The organism is Paenibacillus sp. FSL R5-0914 (assembly GCF_038004525.1).
In the GTDB taxonomy this organism is placed as follows: Bacteria; Bacillota; Bacilli; order Paenibacillales; family Paenibacillaceae; genus Paenibacillus_AQ.
This window is the reverse complement of sequence record NZ_JBBORH010000002.1, coordinates 647,382-671,065: the sequence shown is the minus strand read 5'-3', so window position 1 is coordinate 671,065 and position 23,684 is coordinate 647,382. Positions and strand designations below refer to the sequence as shown.

Annotated in this window: 30 protein-coding genes; 4 read left to right on the top strand and 26 right to left on the bottom strand. The window is 39.7% G+C overall.

The window, feature by feature from the left end; translation table 11 throughout:
* Nucleotides 1–27 precede the first annotated feature (27 nt).
* The 24 genes from MKX60_RS19285 to MKX60_RS19175 all read right to left on the bottom strand — a co-directional run bounded on the left by MKX60_RS19285 (nt 28) and on the right by MKX60_RS19175 (nt 17,847).
* Nucleotides 28–834 carry a class I SAM-dependent methyltransferase gene (locus tag MKX60_RS19285; protein WP_341060691.1) on the bottom strand — a complete coding sequence of 269 codons (807 nt, stop codon included), beginning with the start codon at nt 832–834 and terminating at the stop codon, nt 28–30.
* Nucleotides 835–888: 54 nt separating this feature from the next.
* Nucleotides 889–1,518, bottom strand: coding sequence for a class I SAM-dependent methyltransferase (locus tag MKX60_RS19280; RefSeq protein ID WP_341060689.1), 630 nt, complete (start codon nt 1,516–1,518; stop codon nt 889–891).
* Nucleotides 1,519–1,592: 74 nt separating this feature from the next.
* Entirely contained in the window at nt 1,593–1,991 is a 399-nt protein-coding gene (locus tag MKX60_RS19275) for an RrF2 family transcriptional regulator (RefSeq protein ID WP_042127470.1), read from the bottom strand.
* Nucleotides 1,992–2,099: 108 nt separating this feature from the next.
* Complete coding sequence (locus tag MKX60_RS19270; RefSeq protein ID WP_341060688.1) at nt 2,100–2,504, bottom strand: hypothetical protein; 405 nt, start codon at nt 2,502–2,504, stop codon at nt 2,100–2,102.
* Between the two features lie 67 nt (nt 2,505–2,571).
* A complete protein-coding gene (locus MKX60_RS19265) occupies nt 2,572–3,345 on the bottom strand; it encodes a DUF817 domain-containing protein (protein ID WP_339271074.1) in 774 nt (257 codons plus the stop codon).
* 66 nt (nt 3,346–3,411) lie between these two features.
* The gene (locus MKX60_RS19260) at nt 3,412–3,627 is read right to left on the bottom strand and encodes a helix-turn-helix domain-containing protein (protein WP_042187934.1); all 216 of its coding nucleotides are present in this window, start codon (nt 3,625–3,627) and stop codon (nt 3,412–3,414) included.
* A 10-nt stretch (nt 3,628–3,637) separates the two neighbouring features.
* Entirely contained in the window at nt 3,638–4,111 is a 474-nt protein-coding gene (locus MKX60_RS19255) for a DUF2975 domain-containing protein (RefSeq protein ID WP_339271072.1), read from the bottom strand.
* 204 nt (nt 4,112–4,315) lie between these two features.
* Nucleotides 4,316–4,531 carry a helix-turn-helix domain-containing protein gene (locus MKX60_RS19250; protein WP_042127458.1) on the bottom strand — a complete coding sequence of 72 codons (216 nt, stop codon included), beginning with the start codon at nt 4,529–4,531 and terminating at the stop codon, nt 4,316–4,318.
* A 10-nt stretch (nt 4,532–4,541) separates the two neighbouring features.
* Complete coding sequence (locus MKX60_RS19245) at nt 4,542–5,024, bottom strand: DUF2975 domain-containing protein (RefSeq protein WP_076298949.1); 483 nt, start codon at nt 5,022–5,024, stop codon at nt 4,542–4,544.
* 220 nt (nt 5,025–5,244) lie between these two features.
* The gene (locus MKX60_RS19240; RefSeq protein ID WP_341060686.1) at nt 5,245–6,444 is read right to left on the bottom strand and encodes a hypothetical protein; all 1,200 of its coding nucleotides are present in this window, start codon (nt 6,442–6,444) and stop codon (nt 5,245–5,247) included.
* Between the two features lie 24 nt (nt 6,445–6,468).
* Complete coding sequence (locus MKX60_RS19235; RefSeq protein ID WP_076285824.1) at nt 6,469–7,314, bottom strand: hypothetical protein; 846 nt, start codon at nt 7,312–7,314, stop codon at nt 6,469–6,471.
* The gene (locus tag MKX60_RS19230) at nt 7,311–7,997 is read right to left on the bottom strand and encodes an ATP-binding cassette domain-containing protein (protein ID WP_076285825.1); all 687 of its coding nucleotides are present in this window, start codon (nt 7,995–7,997) and stop codon (nt 7,311–7,313) included. Before MKX60_RS19230 ends, MKX60_RS19235 begins: the two co-directional genes overlap by 4 nt.
* Nucleotides 7,994–8,404, bottom strand: a complete 411-nt coding sequence (locus MKX60_RS19225; RefSeq protein WP_341060685.1) for a GntR family transcriptional regulator — start codon at nt 8,402–8,404, stop codon at nt 7,994–7,996. Before MKX60_RS19225 ends, MKX60_RS19230 begins: the two co-directional genes overlap by 4 nt.
* 281 nt (nt 8,405–8,685) lie before the next feature.
* Nucleotides 8,686–9,237, bottom strand: coding sequence for a CDP-diacylglycerol--glycerol-3-phosphate 3-phosphatidyltransferase (pgsA, locus tag MKX60_RS19220; protein WP_341060683.1), 552 nt, complete (start codon nt 9,235–9,237; stop codon nt 8,686–8,688).
* Nucleotides 9,234–9,884 (bottom strand): uridine kinase family protein, encoded by a 651-nt coding sequence (locus MKX60_RS19215; RefSeq protein WP_341061134.1) that lies wholly within the window; start codon nt 9,882–9,884, stop codon nt 9,234–9,236. The genes pgsA and MKX60_RS19215 overlap by 4 nt, the downstream gene beginning before the upstream one ends.
* On the bottom strand, nt 9,877–9,963 hold the full coding sequence (locus MKX60_RS31725) for a DUF3977 family protein (RefSeq protein WP_445670769.1): 87 nt from the start codon (nt 9,961–9,963) through the stop codon (nt 9,877–9,879). The genes MKX60_RS19215 and MKX60_RS31725 overlap by 8 nt, the downstream gene beginning before the upstream one ends.
* Nucleotides 9,964–10,118: 155 nt before the next feature.
* Nucleotides 10,119–10,775 carry a CatB-related O-acetyltransferase gene (locus MKX60_RS19210; RefSeq protein WP_076285829.1) on the bottom strand — a complete coding sequence of 219 codons (657 nt, stop codon included), beginning with the start codon at nt 10,773–10,775 and terminating at the stop codon, nt 10,119–10,121.
* 174 nt (nt 10,776–10,949) lie between these two features.
* Nucleotides 10,950–11,423: a DUF2691 family protein gene (locus MKX60_RS19205; RefSeq protein WP_341060682.1), complete on the bottom strand. Its 474-nt coding sequence runs from the start codon at nt 11,421–11,423 to the stop codon at nt 10,950–10,952.
* Nucleotides 11,424–11,535: 112 nt separating this feature from the next.
* On the bottom strand, nt 11,536–13,032 hold the full coding sequence (locus MKX60_RS19200) for a malate:quinone oxidoreductase (protein WP_042187913.1): 1,497 nt from the start codon (nt 13,030–13,032) through the stop codon (nt 11,536–11,538).
* A 246-nt stretch (nt 13,033–13,278) separates the two neighbouring features.
* Complete coding sequence (locus MKX60_RS19195; protein ID WP_076285831.1) at nt 13,279–13,539, bottom strand: hypothetical protein; 261 nt, start codon at nt 13,537–13,539, stop codon at nt 13,279–13,281.
* A 207-nt stretch (nt 13,540–13,746) separates the two neighbouring features.
* The gene (locus MKX60_RS19190; RefSeq protein WP_341060681.1) at nt 13,747–14,748 is read right to left on the bottom strand and encodes a Gfo/Idh/MocA family protein; all 1,002 of its coding nucleotides are present in this window, start codon (nt 14,746–14,748) and stop codon (nt 13,747–13,749) included.
* 30 nt (nt 14,749–14,778) lie between these two features.
* Nucleotides 14,779–15,867: a Gfo/Idh/MocA family protein gene (locus MKX60_RS19185; RefSeq protein WP_076285833.1), complete on the bottom strand. Its 1,089-nt coding sequence runs from the start codon at nt 15,865–15,867 to the stop codon at nt 14,779–14,781.
* 30 nt (nt 15,868–15,897) lie between these two features.
* Complete coding sequence (locus MKX60_RS19180; protein WP_076285834.1) at nt 15,898–16,659, bottom strand: sugar phosphate isomerase/epimerase family protein; 762 nt, start codon at nt 16,657–16,659, stop codon at nt 15,898–15,900.
* A gap of 24 nt (nt 16,660–16,683) precedes the next feature.
* Complete coding sequence (locus MKX60_RS19175; RefSeq protein ID WP_076285835.1) at nt 16,684–17,847, bottom strand: Gfo/Idh/MocA family protein; 1,164 nt, start codon at nt 17,845–17,847, stop codon at nt 16,684–16,686.
* A gap of 155 nt (nt 17,848–18,002) precedes the next feature.
* On the opposite strand from MKX60_RS19175, the gene MKX60_RS19170 reads away from it, so the two are divergent.
* From MKX60_RS19170 to MKX60_RS19155, 4 genes are all read left to right on the top strand, one after another.
* Entirely contained in the window at nt 18,003–18,839 is an 837-nt protein-coding gene (locus MKX60_RS19170) for a helix-turn-helix domain-containing protein (protein WP_305953478.1), read from the top strand.
* A gap of 78 nt (nt 18,840–18,917) precedes the next feature.
* Nucleotides 18,918–19,349 (top strand): GNAT family N-acetyltransferase, encoded by a 432-nt coding sequence (locus MKX60_RS19165; RefSeq protein WP_341060680.1) that lies wholly within the window; start codon nt 18,918–18,920, stop codon nt 19,347–19,349.
* A gap of 31 nt (nt 19,350–19,380) precedes the next feature.
* Entirely contained in the window at nt 19,381–20,271 is an 891-nt protein-coding gene (locus MKX60_RS19160) for a LysR family transcriptional regulator (RefSeq protein ID WP_076285838.1), read from the top strand.
* A 317-nt stretch (nt 20,272–20,588) separates the two neighbouring features.
* Nucleotides 20,589–21,749 carry an asparaginase gene (locus MKX60_RS19155; protein WP_076286350.1) on the top strand — a complete coding sequence of 387 codons (1,161 nt, stop codon included), beginning with the start codon at nt 20,589–20,591 and terminating at the stop codon, nt 21,747–21,749.
* A gap of 66 nt (nt 21,750–21,815) precedes the next feature.
* On the opposite strand, the gene MKX60_RS19150 is transcribed toward MKX60_RS19155, so the two are convergent.
* Together MKX60_RS19150 and MKX60_RS19145 are read right to left on the bottom strand one after the other, a co-directional pair.
* Complete coding sequence (locus tag MKX60_RS19150) at nt 21,816–22,508, bottom strand: ABC transporter ATP-binding protein (RefSeq protein WP_042187892.1); 693 nt, start codon at nt 22,506–22,508, stop codon at nt 21,816–21,818.
* A complete protein-coding gene (locus tag MKX60_RS19145) occupies nt 22,505–23,623 on the bottom strand; it encodes an ABC transporter permease (RefSeq protein ID WP_076298941.1) in 1,119 nt (372 codons plus the stop codon). Before MKX60_RS19145 ends, MKX60_RS19150 begins: the two co-directional genes overlap by 4 nt.
* Nucleotides 23,624–23,684: the final 61 nt, after the last annotated feature.

Here is a 23,684-nt window from a genome sequence, read left to right as displayed (position 1 = left end):
CGCCAGTTAAGAAACTGGCGCTCTTTTTTATTTTCTTTTACCGATGTATAACAAATGGGATGAGATGCCCAAGATTGAGGGATCATTTGCTTTGGATATGAGAAAGTTAATCAAGCTCTCTTCCCCCTCTTGGTGAGTCCAATACTGTTGCTGCTCTGCAGATAACATGGCTGCAATACTTGATGAACCAATTAAATCTATCGACTCAAATCCATTCCTTTCCATGAAAGGCTGAATCTCATCAATGTTAAAATAATAAGCACCTGTAAATCGGCCCTTGTCACTATGATTAAAGATTCCGCTCTCATAGAATTCATTGATGGTGTTCATATTATCGTTCGGTTTCCACTGCTGCGGGGATTGTAACGAATTAATGGTCATTCTCATTCGACTTTGAAAAGCCACGAATACTAAGCCATCTTGCTTGGTCACGCGATGCAACTCTTTTACTGCTAAAATTCGTTCCTCTTCCTTCTGCAAATGATACAAAGGACCGAGCATCAATGAAACATCATAATTCTCATTAGGTATTCCTTCTAAATCAATAGCATTTAAGTTATGAAACCCGTCAAATTGCTCAGTTAATTCTAGTTCAGCTGCCTTTTCCGTTGCTACTTCAACTAATTTAGGTGTGATATCTGAAAGGGTTACTGTATATCCGAGCTTAGCCAGTTCCATCGCGTATTTACCGGGTCCTGCGCCATTATCCAGCACCTTCCCAGCTGATGGCATATATTTCTTGATATAATGGAGATTAATAATGAACTCTAAGGGTTCTCTATCCAGCCTGCCCCACTCATCAAAGCTAGAGTAATAATCAATAATATTGCTCATCAATATAATACCTGCCTTCTTTTGAAATATTATCTTCGATATGTCGAAATTTTTCTATAGTTCTTTCTTACATTTTACCATTAAAAAGTTTATCGACGGTTTATTGATCATGTCCTTGTGCGGCTCATCAATTTCAGAGAACTCAACTAGTCCATAGGTTTCAAACTCTTGTGTAATGGATTCAGCATCATAAAAAAATATTTTCACGCCATAATCTGTCTCATAGTAATTTTTATCCAATAGAGTACCTTTTCCAAACATAGGAGCTTTTTTCGAAACTGTTGTAAAAATCATATAACCACCTGGGTTTAACTGGTTGTAGCAATCCTTAATGAACTTTTCTCTTTCACTTTTATTCAACAGATGAATAAGACCATGGCAAAATATTCCCTCATAGAGGTTATTATCATACGGCATGTCATTCACTGAACCATGAAAAATGCTAATATCAATTCCATTTTGCCTCGCCAAATCAATTGCTGTTTGAGAAATCTCAATACCCGTTACATTTATCCCACTCTCTATAAAAACCTTTGCATTTCTGCCATATCCAATCCCTGGTACCAATATGTCTTTAACATTCCTCTCAAGGAAAAAATCCTTAGTGGCGATCGCAGAGTCTGTAGGTTCAAATCCCCACATCGTTTGTTTTTCTATAAAGCTTGATTCCCAGAATTCCGTCATATTTCATTCTCCTTTATATTAAAGTCATTACGGACTTATATTATCTTTAATTATATTCAAAAAAGAACGGATCTTTACTCCGTCTTCATTGTTTTCGCCAAATCTGCAATTTTCTTGTTCTCCAAGTACTGCTCCATCTGTCTTTCAGCGTCAATCACAACTTGTTGAATCAGGCACTCGCTACCGTGATCCAGGCTACATTCGAACAAAGATGCAGTCCCTTCGATCGCATGGATAATATCCAGAAAAGAGATCTCTTCGGACTTCCGTCTGAGACGATACCCTCCGTTTGCACCGGGTGCAGATTGAATCAATCCAGCCTTGACTAGCTTGGTCATCATTTTGGACAGATAGGTTTGTGAAACACCCAGCTTCTCAGCAAGTAATTGAACGCCTACAGGCTTATCGGACGCCGCCGTCACCAGATAAAGCATTGCATGAAGCGCATAGTCTGTCGCTTGGGAATATTTCATTCAGCACCTCCATTAACGACTTTGAAAATCCATAATAACTCTAATCGTTAAAAAAGACAAGCATGTGCAATCAGCTGGTTCCTCTATCCTCTGGAAAGAAATTCAGATCTATATAATTTCCCTTACAACTGGTTCCGATGTTGAAATAATATCAACGACATGGTCAATACAACAGATCCCATAGTGCTTATATGGTTTTGGAAAATCCTTTGATGCGAATATTCCATTAGAAATAAAATCAAGATACCTTGATTTCTTATAAATCCTAAATGTTTTTCCGTCAAATTCCTCGTAATCATCCCAAGAAGTAAAGAATTCATTTCTAATCGAATATGCAATATAGGAGTGAAAATCAACTTGTATTATGGGAGAGCTTTTCTCACCATCCATAAGAGGCTCAGCTATATCACTAGCTTTGCTTTTACAAAAAGATAACCTTAATTGATTTACCTCCGGCTCTATTAGACCAAAGAAAAACACATCCTGCAATTCTTTTAAATCTGTATAGTCCATCTCATCTCCCCCTCATCACTAATTTGTTCTTACTCCATGTACTACTATTTCCTTTGAAGACAATACTCTACTCTTTCGCGTTACGGTTAGCTTTAACATGTTTAAGCTGAGCAACTATAATGACACTAATAATGACCAGAAGGAACCATGAACTGATCTTACTGACACTAACCACATGCCATACCTGATTCTGATCTGGGTATTTCCAAGCATTAAAGAATGTAGCGATATTCTCAGCTAACCAGATAAAAAAACCTACTAAGAAAAAAGCCAGTGTCAAGGGCATCCGATAAGTAGTGTTTCGTACCCGATAAATGATCCAAGTCTTCCAAAAAACAATGAGTACAAGCCCCTTTAGCCACCAGCGAAAATCAGGAATGAAGTGATGCGTGAAAAAGTTCAGATAGATAGCTGCTCCGAGCGATCCAGCAGCAGCAATTCCCGGCCAGCCCGTCATATCCATTTTCAGTCTACGCCAAATTTGACACATATAGCTCGCGACGCTCGCGTACATAAACCCGCTATACAGTGGCACTCCAAACACCTTGGTTAGCCCGGGTTCAGGGTATGACCATGACCCCATTCTTATCTTATAAATTTCCAACAGCAAACCAATAATGTGAAATACACAGATGACTTTAATTTCATCTAGCGTCTCTAATCCAGTACGGTACATAAGGTATTGAACGGTAAGCAATATAATAAGAATGGCATCATATCGGTAAATGTAAGGCAGATCTATTACGTTAGAGAGAGCTAAAGTCCCAAAGATCGCAATAGGAAATATGCAACTCATCGCCTGATGATAGCCAAAATGCAGAAACTGCGTTGTTGATTTCAATGATGCTCTCTCCTTTCCAGGCAATGCTGTTCTTTTCTATCTGCGGAGTCGATTACTCATTACGATTTAAGCATCCTCGTCCATTAGGTATTCTAAAATATCTCCAGGCTGACATTCTAAAGCTTTACAAATCGCATCAAATGTTGATAGTCGAATCGCTTTTGCTTTTCCATTTTTCAATATAGAAAGATTGGCCATTGTTATTCCAACCCTTTCTGTAAGCTCTGTAACGCTCATTTTTCTTTTAGCTAACATCACGTCAATATTCACTATAATCGCCATTATTTTCACCTCAGACTGTTAAGTCATTTTCTGATTTTATTTCTATGGCATTTTTCAAGAGCTTTTGAAGAACAGCAGCAAAGACCGCAATCACAATTGGAGCACAAGTCATGACAAGTCCAAGTACGATTAGACCTGGTGCATCGGCTTCCTGTGCCATTTCGTAAATAAGTGGCATACCTGCCGCATATAAGATACTGATGATGATTGCACAGTAAATTATATTTTTTAAAGCCTTAATGGATAGTTCTGAGAACGCTTTGTTCTTGTCAATATAGCTTAGAAGTCTTAACGCCTGATATAAAGCTACGAAATAGGCTATCACTGTTACATACACCCCTATAAGAACGGGATAAACCAAATACACCGGATAATCTCCAGCTGCCTTGTTAGGTATCGTAGGTAACCAAAAAATACACAAAGCAAGAACCGGAAGTCCAATAAGAATTACAACTATCTTTAAAAAGAGTGTTTCTCGTTTCATAAACTGCACCTCACAAAGTTAATAATCTGGATTCAATTTATCACATAATTTATCGTTATTCAATATATTTTGATTGTATTACAATTATTTTTTATCATTAATATATTCCCTTATTATTTTTCACCTCCAATTATTGCACATCAAAAAGGCCCCCTTCTCATAAAGATTGAGAAAAGAGCCCTGCCTCTACTATTCATTTATTTCTTAAGTCTCCTCGTCACTTTTGTATTCTAAAATATCGCCAGGCTGACAATCTAAAGCTTTGCAGATCGCCTCTAATGTTGATAATCGAACCGCTTTCGCCTTTCCATTTTTCAATATAGACAGGTTAGCCATTGTTATTCCAACCCGCTCCGAAAGCTCGGTCACGCTCATTTTTCTTTTAGCCAGCATCACGTCAATATTAATAATAATCGCCATTGTTTTCTCCTCAGACCGTTAAGTCATTTTCTGATTTTATATCAATAGCTTCCTTCAAAAGCTTTTGGAGCACCGCAGCAAACACTGCAATCACCATGGAAGCAAAAATCACAACCACCCCAATGACAATGAACCCTGGGGCATCATCTCTCTCCGCGACGAGATAGAAAAGTGGCAATCCCACTACATAAATTCCACTGATTGCAATTGCACAGTTCCTGATATTTTTTAATACCTTTACAGATAATTCTGAGAAAGCGTTGTTGTTGTCAATATACCCTAACAATTTGATCGCTTGATACAATGCAAAGTAAAAAGGTATCGCCGATGCATACAAATCAATGTACAAGAGATATTTAATATAGGTTTGATCAGGGTATAATTCTGCTGCATAATTCGAAATCGCAGGCACAAAAATTATACACAAGGCAAGAACTGGAAGTCCAATAAGAACAACAGCTATCCTTAAAAAAAGCGTTGATCCAAGTTTCATAAAACACACCTCACAAAGTTATTTTCAAAATTGAATCTAACATATAGTTTATCGTTTTACAATATATTTTAATCGAAAAATAGTGTTTAATGACTGTTTTATATTTCACGACTAAAAAGGCCGAGCTAATCGACTATTAAAAGTCATTAGCCCGGCCTTTGTCACCTTTTTATATCTCTTTATGTCTCTTTATATCTAATTTTCTATTCTAAAAATAATTCTAGAACTGACCGAGATCGATAAAATTCAAATCCATGTTAGCTTCATCTTCAGCCTGCTTGGCGGCCTCTGTTGATATTACTTTTCCTTCGTACTCAAGGTTACCGCTTGTCAAATTGAATACATATAGACGATTACCTTTGAAATTCTTATACCCCATAATATAGAGATGGTCTTGTTTAAAAGCATAGGTAATGTTTTCACTTAAATCTATATTTGTATTCTTCAGAGTAGTCTCATATTCTTTACTCACGAGATCGTAAGAAATAACAGTGAATCCTATATTTTCCTTACTCGATACAGCTTTTTGCAGGAAATAAATTTTCTGTCCATAGGCATTCATAATATTATTCAATAACATTTCATGCCCTTGGAACGTGAGCGGCGAGATTTGCCCTGTCTTGACATCCACTTGATATGCCTTTCTATGATTATCTCTACTAATCCTTAAAATCCATTGCTCAGTGTGCTCCAGATTTTGATTGGCTAGCCATGCATATTGAGTATCCCCGTCTGCCGCTACAGATTTACCGCCTGGTAACGCGAGCGGCTCATTCTTAATCTCTTTTGTGGTTAGATTGACACGGAGGATCTGCGGTTCAGATACATAACCTTTGGCACTGTGATTCATAAACACCATAGCAACAAGCTGCTGATCAATAAGCTGTACATTTTGTACATACATATCTGAAATATCATGATCTACATTGATATCGGATGTGATTTCAAGCGTATTGTTCTTCTGCTTGTTGAGTACAGAAATACTAAGCTTTGCATTTCTCTTCGCTGATGAATCATTTGATCGCTTCGTATCTACTGTCGCCTTAACATAAGCAAGCATTTCCTCATTCTCATAGAAACCAGATGTGTTTGTCTTACCCCGCATGAACTGACGATGCTCTTCAATCCACTGATCCAATTGCGTTTTCATTGGTCTTCGATTTAAACTCTGGCTAATCGCAGACTTTTCATCTGGATAATCTGTACCATTTGTCGTGATATAAGCTCGTTTGATGCCAAAAGTACTATCCTTAATCATGTAGTTTCCGTATACAGCTATACCTTCAACGAGGGAAGCATCCCCTTGAACCGTCGTCAGCTTATAATTAGGTGGTGTCTCTTGTGAAGCTTGTACATAATAAGTCCCGATTGTAACAACCGCGAACACTACAAGAACGGCGGTAACCATATATTTTCTCATTCCTTAACCTCCATCCCCCTTCAATTATACCGATATTTTCTTACGCAATAGATACAAGCTGTACCAAAGCGAACCTCCAACAATGATCACTATTAATCCGAGACAAGCGCCTATGATTTCACCTGGATAGAAGTAGCTATCGTAACTGCTATAACCCATAAGAAATGGTATTGAGGCTAGTCCAGCCAGAACCGCTAAATATAGTACGATAAAGCCAATCCCTTTCAGTCTGTAGCTCCGCTCGATTAGAATCACTGTGAACAAGACGATCAAGCCAATAATGCCCAGTCCATAGTATAGTACAAACTCAGAAAAGTAGGGCGGAACCAGAACTTTAAGCACAGTAGGATACTTCAAAAAATCAAATACCGAGATGTTCCGATATAATTCAGCAGGAAGAATCGACTGTGCTATCAAACGCTCCAGTGGAACAAGGATAATTTGCAGGGCGACAAGTCCAAATGCGAATAGCAAGATCGTAACCAGCTTGGCAAAATACAAATTCGCCCGATTGGATGGCAACGTGAGCAGGCGATATACTACCGTATTTTTACCTCTCCAGTCACGGTACCAGATGAAGCAGCTATATATTAGCAACACTGTGATGCTCAAAAATATGGGTCCGAAATATAGAAGTCCATTATAGCGAGCATACATCATACTGTTTAGCTGAATATATCCAGTCACATTGTGATATTGCTCAAGGGTCCATTGATTCACTCTCATTGCCTCATTCGCAGAATCCAGCCAATGATTAGCACCGAGGGTGACTGCTACAAGTTGCAAGGCGACTGTCAGCACCAGGAGTCCAAAATATATTTTGGCAAATCGGTTCATTTCAAAATTCAATAGCTTCACAAAAGCTCTCATTTCATGTACACCTCTCTCATTACGTCCGTAATGGACTTACCTTCCTGCTCGCGAACTTCTTCACAGTAGAATTCACGTTCTACCTTCCCATGCTGTAGCAAGACCACTTTATCAATTAAATGCTCAATATCGTTAATTTCATGAGTTGTAATAATCACACCACGATCCTCGATCAATTCACTCGTGAACACATCAGTAATTTGCTCGCGGCTGAACATATCAATCCCCGAGAACGGTTCGTCCATTAGGATGTAATCACAATCCAAGGCAAGTCCGAGCAACAAATTTAACTTCGCAGCCATCCCCTTCGACAATGAAGACACGCGATCTTTAGAGCTCAGTTGGAAGAACTTAAGCAATTCCTCTGCACGTTCAGCGTTCCAATTCCGATAAAAGTCAGCCATAAAGCTGAAGCAATCAGCAATTCGCATATTGGAGGGCATCGTTAACGAATCTGGAATAAAAGTCATTTTCTCATACATCGAAGGTATTAGTGATGCATTATCGATTAAGACTTCACCTTTGTACGGTGTCAGTCCCATGATGGACTTCAGCACCGTTGACTTTCCGGCACCATTGATTCCGATCAGGCAGGTGATCTCTCCCTTGGCAGCAGTGAAGCTAACGCCATTTAGTACCTTCTTGAATCCGTAATTCTTCACCATCTGATTCACTTGGATCATCTTGTGTCACCACCCTCTGGAGATCGCTCTGATGTATATTTTGTCTTTATGATGCCTACCAGTTCTTCAACTGGAATTTGAATATTCCGAATGGAACCGATGAATATATCCACTGCACTTTCGATTAATTCAGCACGAATCGAGCTTAGTATTTGCTGATCCTGTGTAATTCGACTTGGGGAATTTCCTTCTGTTACGATCAAACCCTGTTCCTCCATTTCCTTATATGCCTTCTGTGCCGTGTTCGCATTAATCTTCATTACTGATGCCAGTTCACGACGTGAAGGAATCTTGTCTCCTGCTCCGATTTGCCCTGTAGCAATCTGTTCTTTAAAGTAACGGACAACTTGAATATATACCGGTTCTCGAATATTAAAGCTGACACCTGATTTTTGTTCTTCTGTCATACAACCAACTCCATATACTAAGTGTGTGTACTAAGTGGTTCATACATCTTATTTATGTACTATACGTGTAATACACTTTTGTGTCAATAGTTCGGATTTGAGCTTAGACTTGGCATACACATGCAAGGGTTATGGGTTTATTTGCAGTAAATCTCATAAATATATTGACGTTATTAAGTAAAAAGCACGAGGATATACATAAAATAAAGGCGAATTCTTACTCGAAATGGAGTGAGAATTCGCCTTTATTTATTTGTTATTCAGCAACCTTTTTATCGAGCTCATGCTTCTAATTTTAAAAAACGATAGTTATTTCTTATGTAGTTAAATCCTGAATAGATAGTTATGACTAGTGAAATATAGATTAGGATTTGATCGATAGGTATATTCGTAAAAAGGGTGAATGGATGGTTTGTGAACATAACTGCAGTAATTGCTACAACTTGCGATACCATTTTAATTTTTCCGTATCGATCAGCTTGCAACACTATTTTCTGAGTGACAGCAACAAGTCTAATCCCTGTAATGATCACTTCCCTCGCTACAATAACTAAAGCAACCCATGCGTATAACATCTGCTGACTTACCAGTAGAATCAACGCAGCAGAAATGAGCAACTTATCCGCTAATGGATCAAGTAACTTTCCAAGGTTCGTAACCTGATTATACTTCCTAGCAATATAACCATCTAGTTTGTCAGTGGCTGAAGCGAGTAAAAAAACAATAGCTGCATAATAAATCCCCTCTGGCCAATCAGGATATTTTGAGAAAAGCACTATAAAGATGGGGATTAATAATATTCTGGCGATTGTTACTTTATTTGCAAGATTCATAATTCCCTCCTGAATTCATTTTCAAGAATATAACCTTCATTGGAATTTTTTATAATGATATCAAAGTTTCGATGAAAAGGATGCATAAATAACTCATATTGAATTCTACGGTCTTCATGAGATTTTCTTAAATATTTGATGTCTGTTCCTCTTTCAGAGACATCACGTATACTCCTTCTCATCAATTCAGTGTCTCCATCCGTATATAAGTACACCTTCAGATCAAACAAATTCGGGTCTGTAAAAGCAACGCTCATGCCCTCTACAATATTCACTCTGTTTTGTGAAGCTATTATTGCACTCTTTAAATAATTGGTGTCTATTGTATAAAAATCTAAACCATCTCGCATCATTCGGATGTCTCTCTCTAGAGCAGATATATTATGAGCAGAAGGATGACAAGCTGTCATTTTATTACGATGACGTTCATTGTTATAATCATAATCGATTACAGTGTACTTTCTAAGATGAGAGCCGATAATATAGGGATCAGTATTCATATAATTCACTTTCTCATGACCCAGAAGCTTTAAAAGATTATGGGCAAATGTTGTCTTTCCAGATGCACCATGACCCGAAATCCCAATAGTAACTCTTTTTTCCTCACTGCTTATCAAATTGGCTATTTCATTTAATATTTTATCCATAGTTTCCACTTCCATCCCGTAACTCCATTTCGGTTCTAATAAACCATGTATTACCTAGACCAAATTCAATATATTTCATATATCTAGCACACTTTCCTCCCAAGAGATTAGATGAGCCCATTCATATTATCATACTAATTAGGATTAATCTGGTAAAGAACAATTATTGTTAAACTACCTTAACTGATAAAAGAACAGGCTGCCGAATATTTGCGGCAGCCTGTTGTGATTGTGTTATGATTTTATTTCTCTTAGATAAAACTCATATAATTGATCAATCGATGAACTTGAAAAGATAGACGTAGCTTGTTCAATTTTCTCACGTTTCCAATCAAACCAACGCATTTCCTTTAACTTTTCGATTTCACGATCTGTAAATCGTTTTCTAATCTCTTTAGCAGGATTGCCACCTACTATTGTATATGGTGGAACGTCTTTTACAACAACCGAGCCTGCCGCAACAATAGCACCTTCACCTATTTTCACACCTGGCATAATCATTGCATTCATCCCAATCCAGGCATCACTTTCTATGATCGTATCACCTTTAGGTTCGTAAGAGGTTTCAATCTGGTCCACAAAAGGATACACGGTAATCCATTCAGGATGATGATTGTGATTTCCACCCATTAAAATAATTACACCACTTGCAATACAAACATAATTTCCTATAATCAATTTATCTAAATGCCACCCAAAATCTTCGATCGGGTTAAATAACTTTCTTGACGTTTCGTCTCCCCAAAGATATCTGACGCACCCGTCTTCAAAATGATGACTATCGTAATAACCAGAGTAGTACGAGTAATCCCCTACCTCAATCATTGGGTTGGTGACAATATCCTTTAAATACTTCGTTTCTGACCAGTGGTTAAACAACTGTTGTTTCATTCTTTTCCCTCGCTTCTAAGTAATTTATAGCATTTATACTTAGAAGCTTGATACAGTAGCGACATTCTTAAACCGTTTCAAACGACGAACCATCGTCCTCATCCTTTTCCTAATTGATGGGGTCATTGTAACAAATGAATGATTTGTTCGTCAAATTAACCTTACGGTTTCCTTCTACCATACTGATAATCTTGTTCTGAAGTCATTTTCATTCGTAATGTACTGAACATCTTCATATCCACTTGAAATTGCGTTATGACACAGTGCTTCAAGCATCCCCTGATCTTTACAATAAACTGTAGCATATTCACAATCGACGACTAAAAGTACAAGCTGGCAATCACTATTTAAGAACTCCTCATAGGTCTGAACATCTATTACGTCCTTCTCTTGTGGAAAAGCCTTGAAGTTCGCAAAGATAATATAATATTCATTATTCTCCAAAAGTTCTTTCAAAACCCTGCCGTCCATTCCATATATTTCTTCATGGAACATGAGCTCCCCTATTGTATCGTTTTGGATAAAATAAGACTCCTCGCCACCTATATACCAATTGAATGTTTCGGTATTAAATGGCTTTAGTAGATCTCCAAGTATTTTCCCGAATTCATTAGGAATTTTAAAAATGATGCCTCGTTTCACATTCATCCCCCCTTCTTTCTTTTCGAATTCCTAAACAAAAAACCTATGAATGAAATCCATAGGCTTTCTTGAAGAAAATCTCTGTCAATTATCATACTTTCGAGCGATTGATCATTGCTTAACTATGCACTCGCTCTTTTCCACCTAGACCCAATGTAGTTGCCGTTAATGTGTGCACTTCATGCAAAAGCTCTGGATTTTCCAGTAGTGACAGGCCATAAGAAGGAATCATTTCTTTAATTTTCGGTTCCCACTCTTTTATATGCTGAGGGAAACATTTATTAAGTACTTCAAGCATCACGTGAACAGCCGTAGAAGCACCTGGGGAAGCCCCAAGCAATGCTGCAATCGAACCATCTGCGGCGCTAATTACCTCTGTACCGAATTGAAGGATACCTTTGCCATCCTCTGTATCTTTGATTACCTGTACGCGTTGGCCTGCTACAACTAGATCCCAATCCTCTATTTTGGCATTCGGGATAAACTCTCGTAATTCCTCCATGCGTTTTTCTTTCGATAACAACACTTGCTCGATCAGGTATTTGGTCAAAGACATGTTCTTTGCACCTGCCGACAGCATCGTTAGGAGATTATCCGGTTTAACGGAAGTGATCAAATCAAACATTGATCCGGTTTTTAAAAATTTTGGTGAGAATCCAGCAAACGGTCCAAATAACAACGATTTTTTATTGTCAATAAATCTAGTGTCCAGATGCGGAACAGACATTGGAGGCGCTCCAACCTTAGCTTTACCGTATACTTTTGCATGATGCTGGGCTATAACTTCTGGTTTATTACACACCATAAATATTCCACTTACCGGGAATCCGCCAATATGTTTCCCTTCAGGAATACCGGATTTTTGCAGGATATGCAAGCTTCCTCCCCCGCCACCAACAAAGACAAATTTTGCAGTGTGGTGTTCAATAGTACCGCTGTCGTTCTTCACTCTCAAGTCCCACGACCCATCGCTAGTACGTTTGATTCCATCCACACTATGTTTATAATGGAGATCTACATTCTTACTCTTTAAGTGATCAAATAACATACGCGTTAAAGCACCAAAGTTAACATCTGTGCCTGAGTCGATTTTTGTTGCTGCTATAGGTTCATTCGATGGACGATTTTGTATAATAAGCGGTATCCATTCCATTAATTTGCTAGAGTCATCGGAAAATTCCATTCCTTGGAACAAAGGATTTTTTGATAGCGCTTCAAATCTTCTCTTCAAAAAAGCTACATTCTTCTCCCCTAGTACCAAACTCATATGGGGCAAGGGCATGATAAAGTCCTGAGGATTATGTATCAACTTACGATTTACCAAATAAGACCAAAATTGCATTGAAAGTTGAAACTGTTCATTAATTTGGATGGCTTTACTTATATCTACAGTTCCGTCGGATTTTTCGACAGTGTAGTTAAGCTCGCAGAGCGCCGCATGTCCAGTTCCTGCATTATTCCATTCATTAGAGCTTTCCTCACCTGCATTTTCGAGCTTTTCAAACACTTTAATCTTCCAATCCGGCACTAATTCTTTTAAAAGTGTTCCTAAAGTCGCACTCATGATTCCAGCACCAATTAAAATGACGTCTGTTTCAGTTGCACTTTTGCCCATTATTACCATCCTTATCCCCTGAATTTTGCAGAAAGGATGTGGGCGCTCCTTCTTAGGCGTCACACCTTTTCTGTCTCAATTATACCCTTATCCGAGTGTATTACAATTATTTATAAATTTAATATCTACTATTATATGAAAAAAATAAATTATTTAAAAGCTTGCAAAAAAGAGAGAAATAAGTCCTCCAGGTTAAGGAACTTATGCTACAGCCATAAACCCGCTTCTTGCAAGGATTAATAACAGTTAAGCATTATAAATAAAATAAATGAACATACCGCCCGCAGCAGCAAGATCAACAATTGCCCATAAGAAGCTTTTTCGAATTAGCATGAGTAAAGCAGCAATTACACTAACAAAACAAGCAATGAGCATAATAAAAAAGGTGGTGAATAATCCACCAGAAAGAAACATCAGTACGTATAATATGACAAAGATAAAAACAATGGTCTGCACAATGGAAATTAGCTTGGTGTTCGTTCTAATGTTCAGTAGTATTTTCTCCATATTGTATGCACCCTCCAGATATCTTGCTGTTAATAACCTATACTTACTTTAGATTATTCCACTAAGGAGAATTAATCAAATCCATCTTCCTCTGCAAGTCGTAGTCTTCTTAGTGTTTAACCAAATGCGGGAAGTCACTAAACACGAAAAAGCTGCCTCATTCGTAGATAAATCTACATATGGAACAGCCTTCGCTATATTTATGACTTATTTGTTCCTCTGCGATGAGCTATAAATACGCTTCACCAGTTCCAGCGCCTTTATCCCCTCAGGACCATCTAGCCAAAACTTTGATCCACTGAAAATATGGTCATAGAAGTCCTCAATTAGTCTCTTATGCCCAGTCCCCCAATACGATTTGCCTTCCGCAGGACTGAAAATAGGCTCACAAACCAAGGTTTCCTTCCCATCTTTCCAAAGATATAAGTGCTCTCGACGGAGGTTAAGCGTCCCCTCTTCAAAAACTAGCTCCAACTCCACCGGAGAGTTCTCAAGATAGGTATTCGTGCCATAAAACAGCCCGCGAACATTATTGGCAAAGTCGATACAAGCATGGGCAGTATCTTCTACTTCAATGACGCCATCAAGCACATCCGTGGTAATACTGCCTTTCACGGATTTAATCTCCCCCCCATACCACTGTAGTAAATCCAAGCTATGAATGGTCTGATTAATTAGAACACCTCCGCCTTCCGTGGACCACCTTCCTCTCCAATTGCTATCTTTGTAGTAACTTTCGTTTCGATGCCAGGTTACGACACCTTTCATACAAAGCAGTTTCCCTAAATCACCAGAATCTATAGTCTTCTTAATATAAACGGAAGCATCATTATAACGATTCTGGAACACCACACCAAGCTGGCCGGAGCTCACTTGCGCTGCTTTCAGCATGCGCATGGCTGAAGGAAGGTCCACGGCGATTGGCTTTTCAGTTAACACGTGCTTCCCCACACGTAATAGCTCTTCAGCCATTTCTGCATGAAGATGATGAGGTGTACAGAGATGAACAACATCAATACGATTATCATTTAATATTTCTCTATAATCATCAGTGGCATCGCAGGCATATTCTATTCCCGCTCGTGTAGCTTTATCAGCATCAATATCTGCAACTAGAAGTAGATTTACATCTTTTATTGCTGATATTGCTTTAGCATGGAGAGGAAATATCGCCCCGCAGCCAATAATCGCTACTCCAAGTTTGTTCATCTTTACCACCTCCATTCATTATTCCATTCGCTATTTTAGTTGATTAGGAGTTAGATTCATCGCTTGGGCTTGAGCCTTCAAACATAGTTCAGCAGCTTTGAAGACATGTGCTTGAGTCATGGACAGCTCCGTCCGGTTCAGACAATCGAGGATAAGTTCACCAAAGAACGGAAATCCAACCTTTCCAGCTACATGTTCGTAATGCTCCCCTTCCCCGTTCACCCAGTACACATGATCCGGTGTATTTGAACGCCCGATATCGCTGTATTTGCGCAGTTCAATGTACCCTTCAGTTCCCATGATCATTGTACGTCCATCTCCCCAGGTTCCGAGTCCGTCTGGCGTAAACCAGTCTACACGGAAGTATTGGGTTGCCCCATTGTCCCCAACAAGCGTCGCATCACCGAAGTCCTCCAATTCAGGGTAAGACGAATGATTATAATTAGCTACCTTACTGTGAACAACTGAAGCATCCTGACAATCTGTATAATACAAAAATTGTTCAATTTGGTGGCTGCCAATATCGCATAGAATTCCGCCATATTTCTCCCGCTCGAAAAACCATTCTGGACGGCTAGATGCATTTAAACGATGCGGCCCTAATCCAATGACTTGAAGAACACGACCAATAGCCCCCTGACGGATCAACTGTCCCGCATAGATTGCGCTTTCAACATGAAGACGCTCACTATAGTAAACCATATACTTCTGATTGGTTGCTGCGACCATAGCTCTAGCATCATCCAGTTGTTCAAGTGTTGTAAAGGGGGTTTTATCCGTAAAATAATCCTTCCCGTGAGCCATAACCTTATTTCCTAAGGGGCCTCGTTCTGAAGGAATAGCTGCCGCTGCAACTAAGCGAACCTCTGGATCTTCCATTATTTCATCCATAGACTCAGCAGCCCTAACTCCAGGATATTTGGCTATGAATGCTCTAACTTTCTCTTCATCCGGATCATATACCCATTTCAGCTCTGCACCAGCCTCAACCAGCCCATTACACATCCCGTAAATATGACCGTGATCGAGTGCAATAGCTGCGATGATGAATTCACCTGGCTTCACTACAGGTTTAGCTTCATATGTGGGTGCATAGGTCATCCCATCTATTCTATTCATCAGAATCCTCCTAATGGTTTCTTATCGATTCTATAATAAGCTAATGAGATAGCGCAGACTCATCTCTAAGCTCTCAAAAGGATCACGTCTACAAACATCCTGCTCCACTACGTACCATTCAACACCCGTCTCACGACAAGTAGTAATGATCTCCGCATAGTTCATGTTTCCTTCGCCTATTTCAGCAAAAACCTGTTTCCTATCAACTATCGCCATATCCTTTAAATGCACAACCTGCATTCTGCCTTCAACTTTACGTATCCATTCTTCCGGACTCGCGCCACCTGCCTGCACCCAATATAAATCAAGTATGAAACCAACTGATGGATCAGTCTCATTGAGCAGTACTTCCATTCCAGTAGTACCTTCAAAGCGTTCAAATTCAAAATCATGATTATGATAAACAAATTGCAAACCGTGTTGTTCTTTTAATGTTATTGCAATTTCAGATATCAATTTCGCAAAGTACCGGTAGCTTTCAAGTCCCGTACGAAATTCTTCTGGTAAACTTCCAAGTCCAATATATTTGCAATTCCACAGCTTATGCTCTGCGGCAAGCGCATCCAGATCATTCACTAACCGATTCCAGGACACATGGGTCGCACATATAGCCAGCCCCGCTTCATCTGCATATTCTTTAACGAGCATCGGATTAATCGGTCCAATGGATGAAATCTGAATGCTCTCATAACCCATTGCCGATACCTTTTGAAAAGTTGATCTTAAATCCTCCGCAGTTTGAGTATAATCACGTAACGTGTACATTTGAGCCGCAATCATCGAACGTTTCATAGGATTCAACCTCTCTCTTTCGATTTAATGAGTTCCTTTAACATTCAATGTTTTAGATTCTGAGGTTTCCTTTTGGAAAGTCGAGTTTTTTACTTTTTCCATCAGCTTATCGTAGAATAAATCCGAATCCATCGGAAGCTCCACCCAATTGTCCGTCCAAGCCGATAAATACATGGCATTTGAAAGGGTTAGCCCCTTAATCCCTTCCTCCCCAGGAGCAAGTAATGCCTCATCATGCAAAATGGCATTCGTAAAGTTCCGTAGAATTCCTTTATGCTGCTCCCCTCCGCCATCTTGTACAGGTATCTCACATTTCCAACATTCTGGACTACCGAAACCTCCCGTGAACTCTGCGTTGAACTGCGGCTCCGGTGTACGTAAACGCCAAAAGGTTAGCTTCCCGTCTTCCACTACGATTTTTCCATTATCGCCATTGATTTCAAAACGATTAGTTCCCGGTGCCTCTCCAGTTGTAGTAATAAACAGACCTGTAGCGCCATTCTCGTATTCCACATAAGCGGTTACATCATCTTCAACCTCAATGTTGCGATATTTTCCAAAGTGGCAAAATGCTCTTATCCGCTTCGGCATCATGCCTGTCGTCCATTGCCATAAATCTAGCTGATGAGGATCTTGATTAAGCAATACCCCGCCACCTTCACCCGCCCATGTCGCCCGCCAGCCACCAGAATTATAGTAGTTCTGCGATCTATACCAGTCGGTGATAATCCAATTCGTCCGGCGGATCTCACCTAACTCACCAGACTGAATAAGATCTCTCAGCTTCTGATACAAAGGATTTGTACGCTGATTGTACATGATTCCAAATTTGCGGTCAGACTGTGCTGCAGCATCGTTCATCTGTTGAACAGCTTTCGTATAAACACCTGCCGGCTTCTCCACTAGTACATGATAACCATGCTGAAAAGCTTCGATTGCAAGTGTAGGGTGATCATAATGCGGAGTACAGATTAATACCGCATCCATGATACGTGACTCGAATAATTCCTTCGGCGTAGAATACTTCCTAACATTCTCAGGTAACTGCTCTTCAGCCCATTTCAAACGTTCTTCTCTTATATCACATACGGCTGTAAGCTCAGCCCCCTTAATCTCACTCAGCAGACTTTGCGCATGTGCGGTTCCCATATTTCCAATACCAATAATCCCATAACGAACTGTACCCATCTCTGATCACTTCCTTATTAATGGTTATGGTTAGAGGATATACTTTATTTAAGGACATGAACATGATCGAAATTAAGAACTATTTGTATTTAAGTAAGATGTTTTAGTTAAATGAAACCGTTATAATGAGGATACAAAAGCTTTAAAGGAGTTAAATGATGAACAATTCAGGGAACTTATCAGGACGTCTCCTGCAGAATCTCAAGGTTACTGTGACCCATGCCCAACTTAGTAATAGATATCCCGGATGGAACCGCACGCTGGAAACCCCCGCTTTTAATCGGCTATATTTTATTGATGGGGGTGAGGGGAAAGTAATTATAAACGGGATTACCTACTATCCGAAGCCAGGTCAGCTAATGATCATGCCTGCGGGGAGCACACAAACTACCGAAACTTCTATTGATGATCCCTATATCCGTTATTACTGCCACTTTGATGCTGACATTGGAGAATGGCCCTTATTCCATGCGGAGAAAAAATTATACATCTGTGATTCGCCAAATCCAGATTCAATAAGGGCAATTTTCGTGGAGATGATCGAACAATTTCAAAAAGACGATGTCTTATCTATCCTTCGCACACAGGCTTGTTTGCTTAATCTCATTGCCACTTGTCTTGAATCGAGCGACAGTAGTCATACAGATTTTATGACGCAATTCATACACACCGGAGACCATGGTAAGCTGGCTCATGTGCTCCATTACATCGATAATTGTCTAAATAAGCCCATAGAGATTGATGAACTAGCAGAGCTTGTCCACCTGCACCCGAACTATTTTATACCTTATTTCAAAAGATTCATGGGGGTGACTCCAATGGCCTATGTTCAATTGAAACGTATGGAGCACGCTAAAAGACAGCTTTCTTACACAGATTACAGCATTTCAGATATTGCGGAACAAGTCGGCATGGAATTGGCTCATTTCTCTAAATATTTCAAAAAGACGATGGGTCTATCCCCATCCACTTATCGAAATAGTACGAAGTAATGCACATAGAGATGTTCCTCTGAATGAGATGAACTATAATAAAAAACAGCATGAAACAACATTTTTTTAAGGTGGCGGATGATCATACATATTAGGACAGCTACATTTAAAGACACACAAGATATTGCAAAACTATCCAGTGAGCTCGGATATCCTTTAAATATCGAACAGCTAGCAGATAGACTTCAAGATATCAGAAATCGTAAAGATCATGCTATTTATGTAGCAGAGTCGGATAGCCAATTCATCGGATGGATTCACGCCAATGTGCGAATGTTAATTGAATCTCCGCCCTTTGTTGAAATTTGTGGTCTGGTGGTCGATGGGCAGTATCGCGGAGAAGGGATCGGCAGACAACTTGTTGAAACCTGTGAACGCTGGGCAGCACAAATTGGAGTGAACAAATTAAGAGTGCGCACCAACCAAACTAGAGAAGATGCGGTATGTTTCTATACACGTATTGGATTTTCGCAGAAGAAAGCTCAGTTCGTGCTTGATAAGGAACTTTAAATACATTCGAGACTTTTAGTGAGGGAATTCTATGATTGTGGATACATTACGGGTTTTCGTTACAGTTGCTGAGCAAAGTCATTTCTCTAAAGCAGGAGAATTACTGAATCTATCTCAACCCGGTGTCAGTCTACATATCCGGAATCTTGAGAATGAACTAGGCGCAAAGCTTCTACACCGATCTCCGAAACAAGTAAAATTAACCGAAGCAGGTACAATACTTTATAACCACGCCAAACAAATATTGGCCCACTTCGAAGAAGCTCATCAGGAAATACAAATGCTACAGGATGAGGTTACTGGCAGTATACATATTGGTGCGAGCTTTACGATTGGAGAGTATATATTACCCTCAAGACTTGCGGAATTTGCAAATCAATACCCACAAGTCAAGCTTCAGGTGACGATCGGTAATACTGAAGAAATTATTGGTGGGGTAAGAGCCAATGAATTGGATATTGGGTTTATCGAAGGAGAAGCCCATGAGAATGATCTGATCGTTACACCTTACATGAAGGACGAGATGATTATCGTTTCCCCGGCCAACCACCCTTTGTCAAAAATAGTCTCTGTGGAGCAAGGGATGCTACAAAATCAGGTTTGGGTTCTGCGAGAGCTTGGCTCTGGAACGCGTGCTTTCAGTGATCATTTCATTCAAGCAGAAGAGATTTCTGTCAAAAGATCCTATGTCTTCAACAGTAGTCAAGGAGTTAAGGAAGCTGTTGCCTCCGGTTTGGGAATCGCGATGCTCTCCAGATGGATTGTGCGCAAAGAATTAGCAAGTGGTGAAATCTGTGAGCTTCCCATCAGACAACATCATCTTGAAAGACAATTCTCCATCATTCGCCATAAAGAAAGCTCCTCCTCCATGGCTACCCATGTCTTTATTCAAAAACTACTTGTCTCTAGAAAAGATAAGTAGTCAGGTATTTCTAATAACTATGCCGGACAATCTCATAAAGATTGTCCGGCATTATGTTATTTATTCATCTCTATTATTATGTAATAAAATATAACATTAATATTATATTTCACTTTAAAAATAATATAATAAAATTCATAGCATACACAAGAAATCAATAGATATTCTTTATTAATAGTGTATTTAAGCGTTTTATTAATATGTTAGTAAACTTGTCATTATAATATATTCATAGATATAATCCAATCATGAATCACGTTTATGTAATATAAAATAACATGAATGTGAGAATACATATCAAATGGGAGGTTACATCTATGAATGGATTACAATCAATGCTCGCCAAAACTACTGTTGCCGCAGGACTCTCTTTCACTCTACTCTTCTCTGCTACAACAATGCTTCCCGTTTCTACCACTTACGCCGCTGAGGTTACCCAAACGATTGAAGGAACGGTTAAGCTTCCAAAGGTCCAAGTCATAGCAACCGGTGGAACTATTGCCGGTAAATCTGTGGATGAGACCAGCTTCCAGAACTATAAAGCCGGGACTTTGTTAATGGAAGATATGGTTAAAGCACTGCCTAACCTTAAAAAGTTCGCCGATGTAACTAGCTATCAATTTGGGAATGCAGGCTCTGGCTCGTATACCATGCAACAACTATACGATCTCTCCTTAAAAGTAGATAAAGCACTAGAAACCCAAGATGGCATCGTTGTTACTACAGGTACGGATACGATGGAGGAAATTGCATATTTCCTTGATCTTACAGTGCGTAGCTCCAAACCTGTCGTAGTAACTGGCTCTATGCGTCCATGGACAGTTATCGGAAGTGACGCTCAGGCCAATCTATTTAACGCTATTAAACTAGCAGCTAGCGGAAAGACGAAATATTACGGTACTGTGCTCATGCTAAATGACGAGATTCATACGGCTAGAGAGGTTACCAAGACGAATGCCTATCGTACAGACACTTTTGAATCTCCACAACTAGGAATCCTCGGATATATCGATGAGAATAATATAAGAATTTATCGAGCGAATTCCAGAGCACTATTGACCGCTGACAAATGGGCAACGCCATTCGATCTAACAAAGATTAAGAGCAGTGATATGCCTAAGGTAGAAATTGCTTATGCTTATCAAGATGCCGGTTCTGGGGCAATTACAGGTTTTGTTCAAGATGGAGCAAAAGGTATTGTAACTTCAGGCACAGGGGCTGGCGGCGTATCTAAAGCTATGGGAGAAGCTCGTACGAAAGCTATTAAGGAAAACGGAGTTATCTTCGTGTCTACCACGCGTACGGGTTCCGGTTCCAACTATGCTTCAAGTGATGGCATAATTGCCGGAGATAATCTGAACGCAGCTCATGCCCGAATTCTATTAGAGCTGGCACTGTCATTCAGCAGTGATTTCAACACGATTAAAGGCTGGTTTGACACATATGGCTCAGGCCAAGTCACCATAGCTGACAAATAAGAACAAACTATTGTTCACACACCAAAAAAACGATTCATGCCATAAATAGCATGAATCGTTTTTTTACTAAATTTTGCTTAACTCATGTTCAACCAAATGACCATCTTCCAGATGTAGCACTCGATCACACCATTCGAGCATCCGTTCATCATGAGTGACCATTACAGCAGCTTTACCCTCATTCTTTACTTCGTCAGCAATCATTTGCACAACTTCTCTGCCTCGTTTGAAATCTAAGCTTGCTGTTGGTTCATCTGCAAACAAGATTGCAGGTTTATTCATCCAAGCTCTTGCGATAGCTACACGTTGCTTCTCCCCGCCTGATAGTTGCTCAGGATAATGGTTTCGACGTTTCCAGATATCCAGACGCTTCATCAAATCAGCTGCCCGTTCCTTAGCTTCTTTAGAACTCATCTTCCCCTGTTTAGCTACAAAGAGAAGCTGCTCTTCTACCTTCAAGTAAGGCAATAGCTGTGCGCTTTGGAACATAAAGCCTATCTTCTCTAATCGCAGCTCAGTCAGCTCACTTTTACTTTTATCTGTAAGAGATTCTCCGTCTATGAATATTTCACCACTGGTTGGCGTAAGAAGCGCACCCGCTGCTGATAGGAATGTACTCTTCCCTGTTCCAGAAGGTCCAAGGACAGCAACGAATTCCCCTTCATTGACTATAAGATTCAAATTATTCAGAACAGATACCGTTGTATCGCCGTCTCCGTAGGTCTTGGTTACTTGCTTCATCAATAATTTCGCACTCATGCTCCAGCCCTCCCAATTGCTTCTAATGCATCTACTTTTGCCACTTTAGCGACAGAAATAAGTGATCCTAAAAGAGACATCCCCACGAACAAGCCGCTGGTTAAAAGAATCGTAGAAGGTTCCAGTTGGAACGGCATAGTGTCTGGTAGTACCTGATTCATTCCAAAGGTTAGCAGCAAGCTAATACTTAGACTTGCAATAGCCAATATCATGACCTGCCCTACAACGCTCCAAGCCAAGTAAGACATTTTTGTACCCATGGCTTTCAGAATGCCAAACTGGCTTGTTTTCTGAATTGTAATGACATAGAAGAATACAGCCAGAACAAAACCAGCGATTACGAACAGGAAGGCAATCATCATAAGCAGTGAACCTTGTTCTGATGAATAACCCGGAATATTAGAGATCGCTTCTTTTTGCGTAATAACTTCCACATTTTTCGTACTAGCAGAGATCTTATCCACTTGCCCTGCGTTTGCATTAAGCGCAATTACATTAAAAGGTGCTCCGGATGTAGCCTCACTACCTTGATTAACGCCTTGTCTCATTTCCTGCCAATCTTTATTGTTAATATAGACTACTGGGGTATGGCTGTATGAGCTATTCTCAACATATCCTGTAACTTTAAATTCCTTCCCAGTTGCCTGATCTTGGATCGTGCTACCAATCTTAATGCCCGACTGTTCCAAGCCACGATCAACGATGACACTTCCCTGCGTATCATTCGTAATCTTGTCACCTTCAATCACTTTTGGAGCCAGTAAACCGTTCATATCAACTGCGAAAAAAGTTACGTCTGCTTTAGTATCCACATCGTTCGTAGTCACTGTACTCATCTGTAGAGCGAGTGAAGAGGCATTATTATCTCCTACTACTGCTCGAACACTATTAAGCTCCGTATCCGTTAACTGAGAACGTCTAAACGTCTGATCCGCATCCTTCTGCACCACGTAATAGTTTGCCGGCATATTCTCTATTGCTGAGATATTAGCATACGCTAATCCTCTGGCCAGTCCCGTTACGAAAAGTACAAGAAAGGAAACCAATAACATGATTACCATTATTAACAGGTATCTGGCTTTAGAATGTCGCATTTCTCTTAAGGCTAGAAACATATTACCACTCCTTCTAATCTGTATAGTCACAGTTTAGAAGATGAAAATGAACGGAGTATGA